The sequence below is a fragment of the Stenotrophomonas sp. P5_B8 genome (assembly GCF_054049855.1).
The window spans coordinates 1-5119 of sequence record NZ_JBFULO010000274.1; the positions used below are offsets into that span (position 1 = coordinate 1).

5 protein-coding genes are annotated in these 5119 nt (G+C 68.4%); 3 read left to right on the forward strand and 2 right to left on the reverse strand.

Annotated features, from left to right (window positions below):
- A partial coding sequence (locus ACXJKH_RS14235) for an SLC13 family permease (RefSeq protein ID WP_457320192.1) occupies positions 1-362 on the reverse strand: 362 nt, incomplete at its 3' end.
- Positions 363-402: 40 nt separating this feature from the next.
- Positions 403-1536 (reverse strand): OprO/OprP family phosphate-selective porin, encoded by a 1134-nt coding sequence (locus tag ACXJKH_RS14240; RefSeq protein WP_457320200.1) that lies wholly within the window; start codon positions 1534-1536, stop codon positions 403-405.
- A gap of 236 nt (positions 1537-1772) precedes the next feature.
- On the opposite strand from ACXJKH_RS14240, the gene ACXJKH_RS14245 reads away from it, so the two are divergent.
- Genes ACXJKH_RS14245 through ACXJKH_RS14255 form a run of 3 tightly spaced genes read left to right on the forward strand, consistent with a single transcriptional unit; the run spans position 1773 to position 4898 of the window.
- A complete protein-coding gene (locus ACXJKH_RS14245) occupies positions 1773-2471 on the forward strand; it encodes a response regulator (RefSeq protein WP_457320194.1) in 699 nt (232 codons plus the stop codon).
- Positions 2461-3843, forward strand: a complete 1383-nt coding sequence (locus ACXJKH_RS14250; protein WP_457320196.1) for a sensor histidine kinase N-terminal domain-containing protein — start codon at positions 2461-2463, stop codon at positions 3841-3843. Before ACXJKH_RS14245 ends, ACXJKH_RS14250 begins: the two co-directional genes overlap by 11 nt.
- Positions 3840-4898: an ABC transporter substrate-binding protein gene (locus tag ACXJKH_RS14255; protein ID WP_457320198.1), complete on the forward strand. Its 1059-nt coding sequence runs from the start codon at positions 3840-3842 to the stop codon at positions 4896-4898. The genes ACXJKH_RS14250 and ACXJKH_RS14255 overlap by 4 nt, the downstream gene beginning before the upstream one ends.
- Positions 4899-5119 lie beyond the last annotated feature (221 nt).

Genomic DNA, 5119 nt, shown 5'->3' on the forward strand with positions numbered 1-5119 from the left:
GTGATCATGTAGGTGGTCGAACCGTCGCCATCGAGCGAGATCAGCATCGCCAGGATCGCGGTGCCAAGCACGATCTTCATCGGGTCGCCCTTGACGAAGCGCAGGATGATCCGCACCAGCGGATCGAACAGCCCCGCATCGATCATCACCCCGAAGTAGAGGATGGCGAACATCAGCATCACGCCGGTGGGCGCGATCTTCTTGATGCCCTCCAGCATCATCTCGTCGATGCCGGCGCCGAAGCCGCCGATCAGCGCGAAGACGATCGGGATGGTGATGAGGGCGACCAGCGGCGACAGCCGCTTGCTCATGATCAAGTACATGAATGTAATGACCATGCCAAAGCCGAGGATGCTCAGCATCATCTGCAGACTCCAGGAGGGGTAGGGCGGAAGAAGAGGGTCAGAAATCGAACTGCAGACGGCCGGTCACCGCGCGGGTGCGGTCCAACGTGGCGCTGGCCAGGCGGTCGCGGTTGCGGCTTTCGATCAGGTTGAGCATGAAGCGCAGGTTTTCGCGCATGTACCAGTTGCCGCCCAGCGTCCATGCCTCGGTCTGTGCATCGCGCAGGTCCGGCTGGCCGATCAGGTGCTGGTCGCCGCGCATCTGGTCGTAGCGCAGTGCCAGCTCGAACGCGCCGGCGGTGTGCTGGAAATCCTTGACCCGCCCGAAGCGGCCGGTCTTGCGGTCGTACACCCGCGACTCGCCGGTGACGAACCAGCTCACCAGCCCGTAGCCGGCCAGCACCTTGCCGCGCTGGCTGCCGTCGTCGAAGGTGGCACCGCTGAATTCGCCCTGCCAGGACAGCGGGCCGCGCACCTGCGCGTATTCCAGCGACCACTTGTTGACGTCGGTGTCGCGCCCGGCCGAGAAATCGACCAGGGTCAGCCGGCTGTTGTCGGAGAGGTGGCCAGCCGGGCGCGGGCGGATCTTCAGCCCGGGCACACCGTTGGCGCCGGGAGTGTCATAGCGCTCGTGGGCCAGCGACAGGCCCAGGTGCAGCACATCGCCGGCGGTGGCGCCCGGCGCCCAGGTCGCGCGGCCACCGGCGGCACGGCCCTTCACTTGCCACGCGTCGATGCTTTCCAGGCTGTAGGCGCTGGCGGCCCAGGTCATGTCGCCACGGGCGGCCTGCCAGGAGGCGCCGAGGCGGTACAACGGCGCCAGCGTGGTGCCGGCGTTGCCGCGCTCCAGGAAGGTACCGTAGTTGGAACTGGTGCGGTCATCGAGCGAGAAGAACTGCTTGAACTGGCCGACGGTGAGCTTGCCTGCGTCGCCGAAGCTGCGGCTGACGAACACATCCTTGGCCTCGACCCGGTCGCCCGAAAAATCGGCTTCCAGCTTGTAGTCGACCACGAAGAACCTGCCCGACACGTCCACCCAGGCGCGGCGGATCTCCGTGTCGTCCTTGTTCGGGGTGCCACGGCCGTCATTGTCGAAATCGGCGAAATCCAGATGCAGGCGGCCGCCGAGCGTGGCGGTGACCGGGCGGTCTTCCTCGCTGGCTTCGGCAGCCCAGAGCGGCGCGGCCAGCATCAGCAGGGTACAGGCGGCCGGCGTGCGCCAGCGCAGTGTGTTCAGTTCCACGGACCCTCCCAGGTACTCGTTCGTGCAGGTGTGTCGCCAATGGCATCGGCACGGTGTGCGATGCGATGGCGCAGCCTAGAGCCGGGAAGCTGTCATCCACCTGTCAGGGGTTTGTGCGTTGCAGCGAAGCCCACGGGAGTGGCCGCTCGCGCTAGGATTCGTGCTCCTGAGAGATTTCCCGACCGATGCGCCTGCTGCTGGTGGAAGACAACCCGGACCTGGCCGATGCCATCGTCCGCCGCATGCGCCGCAGTGGCCACGCGGTGGACTGGCAGCGCGACGGGCTGGCCGCGGCCAGCGTGCTGCGCTACCAGAGCTTCGACCTGGTGGTGCTGGATATCGGCCTGCCCAAGCTGGACGGCCTGCGCGTGCTGGCCGGCATGCGCGAGCGCGGCGACAGCACCCCGGTGCTGATGCTGACCGCGCGCGATGGCATCGAAGACCGCGTGCAGGCGCTGGATGTCGGCGCCGATGATTACCTGGGCAAACCGTTCGACTTCCGCGAGTTCGAAGCACGCTGCCGGGTGCTGCTGCGGCGCACCCGTGGCCAGGCCAGCGAAGTGGTGCAGATCGGCGCGTTCCAGTTCGACAACGCCTCGCACCGGGTCAGCCTGGACGGCCAGCCGATCGAGCTGCCCAACCGCGAATACCGGCTGCTGGAAATCCTGATGGGGCGACTGGGCCAGGTGGTGGGCAAGGACGAGATCGGCAACGGCCTGTTCGGCTTCGATGACGAGGCCGGCCCCAATGCGATCGAACTCTACGTGGGCCGCCTGCGCCGCAAGCTGGCCGACGCGCCGCTGCGGATCGTGACCGTGCGTGGTAGTGGTTATCTGCTTGAGGCCATCGACGACGCTGCGGGCGCGGCCGCCGATGGCGACTGACCCGCGCACCTCCGGCTCGATCCGGCACACCTTGTGGCTGTACCTGGGCGCGTTCCTGGCGCTGTTCGCCATCGTCCTGTTGTTCGGCGCACGCGACTACGGCCAGCGCGCGGCCAATCGCTCCTACGACCACCTGCTGGTGTCCTCGGCATTGTCGATCATCGATTCGGTGGCGCTGGTGGAGGCCCAGTGGCAGGTCGATCTGCCGTATGCCGCGCTGGACCTGTTGGCGATGGCGCCGGAAGACCGCGTGTTCTATCGGGTCTCCGATGCGCGCGATGCCACCGTGACCGGCTACCCGGACCTGCCCGCGCCACCGCACCCGCCCAGCGATCGCCCGCAATTGTTCGATGCCCCCTACAGCGGGGAGCAGGTGCGCTTTGTGGTGGTGTCACGGCGGGTGTCCTCGCCGTCGGCGCAGGGCGAAGTGCGCGTCCAGGTCGGGCAGACCCGCCGGGCGCGCGAGGCGCTGGCCCAGGACATGGTGACCCGCGCGCTGCTGGCGATCGGGGTGTTGTCGCTCCTGTCGCTGGCCCTGGTCGGGCTGGGCGTGCACCGTGCGCTGCGTCCGCTGGTGCGGATGGAGCGTGAGCTGGCACGGCGCGAGCCCTCCGATCTGAAACCGCTGGATGCCAGCGTGCCGCGCGAGATGGACAAGATGGTCGGCGCGCTGAACCACTTCATGGGCCGGCTGTCGGCCAGCAACGAAACCCTGCGCGCGTTCATGGCTGAGGCCGCGCACCAGATGCGCACGCCGTTGGCGGCACTGCGCGCGCAGGCACAGCTGGCGCTGGACGAAGAAGAGCCAGAGGACATGCGCCGCAGCCTGCACGCCATCGAGCGCAATGCCACCCACATGAGCCGCCTGCTCAACCAGCTGCTCAGCGACGCCAGCGTGATCCACCGCGCCAACCTGCAGCGCTTCGCACCGGTCGATCTGGCCGAAATCCTGCACCAGGCACTGCATGAAGCCCTGCCACAGGCGATGCCGGCGCCGCGCGTGCAGCTGGCCGTTGGCGTGCAGGCGGCCTGGGTGCAGGGCGATGCGCTGCTGCTGCGCGAGGCGATCAAGAACCTGATCGACAACGCGGTCAAATACGGTGGCGACGGCAGCCTGCAGGTGGCGCTGACCGAAGAAGCACAGCAGTGCGTGCTGACCATTGCCGACCACGGCCCGGGCATTGCCGCGGCCGACGCCGAGCGGGTGTTCGAGCGCTTCGCGCGCGGCGAGGGCGCGGCTGCCGGCGGTGCCGGGCTGGGCCTGGCGATCGTCAAGCGCGTCATCGACAGCCATGGGGGCCAGATCGATCTGAGCAACCGCGTGGGCGGGGGACTGGTCGCCACCATCCGCCTGCCGAGGATGCATCCATGAAAGCTGCATGGCTTGTGCTGCTGCTGGTCGTCGCGGGCAATGCGTGGGGGGCACCCGGCGATGTACAGCGGTTTCCCGCCAAAGGCGTGCCGACCGCGCAGCTGCGCATCCACGGCTCGACCGACATCGAGGTGTTCGCCACCGTCATCGCCGACTACCAGCGCCTGCACCCGGGCACCGAGATTCTCTACGAGGACGTGATCACCCAGGACATCTATGCGCGCTACCTGCGCGACCGCAGCGGGCCGAACGCGCCGGACATGCTGATCAGCAGCGGCATGGACCTGCAGACCAAGCTGGTAAACGACGGCCACGCGTTGGCGCACCGCTCGGTGCAGACCGACGCGCTGCCGGCGTGGGCGCAATGGCGGCACGAGGCGTTCGGAATCAGCTACGAACCGGTGGCGATGGTCTACAACACGCGCACGCTGCCGGCCGCACGGGTGCCCCGCACGCGCCGCCAGCTGCTGGACCTGCTGCGCGCGCCGGACGCGCCGCTGCAGGGCAGGGTGGGCACCTACGATGTGGAGCGCAGCAGCGTGGGCTACCTGCTGGCCACCCAGGACGGCCAGCGCGGCAGCATGGCCGGTGCGCTGCTCGGCGCGCTCGGCGACAACGGCGTGCAGCTGGAAGAACGCACCGGCGTGTTGCTGGACAGGGTCAGCAGTGGCCAGCTGTCGCTGGTCTACAACGTGTTGGGCTCCTACGCGCAGGCGCGCATCGACGCCGGCGCGCCGCTGGGCATCGTCGAGCCGGAGGACTACACCCTGGTGGTGCTGCGCACCGCGGTGATCCCGCGCAGCAGCCGGCACCCGGAGGAGTCGCGCCGCTTCCTGGACTACCTGCTCTCGCCGCGTGGCCAGCAGGTGCTCTCGCGCGAGGCGCGGCTGATGCCGATCCTGCCCGCGCAGGGCCAGCAACGTGGCCGCTCGCCTGAGCGCAGCTACCGGCCCATCCAGTTGGGCCCCGGCCTGCTGGTGTACCTGGACGCGCTGAAACGCCGCCAGTTCCTCGAAGCCTGGCGCGGCAGCATGCGGCAGCGCGACGACCGGTAACGACGGCCGCCGGCCGTCAACCTTCACCCGCGTAACAACGATCCAAGCCGGTAATGACGGCCGCTGGCCCTCAACCTCAACACGACGATCCACCCCGGTAGTGACGGCCGCTGGCCGTCAACCTCATTGCAACGATCCACCCCGGTAGTGACGGCCGCTGGCCGTCAACCTCATTGCAACGAWCCGCCCCGGTAGTGACGGCCGCTGGCCGTCAACCGCAT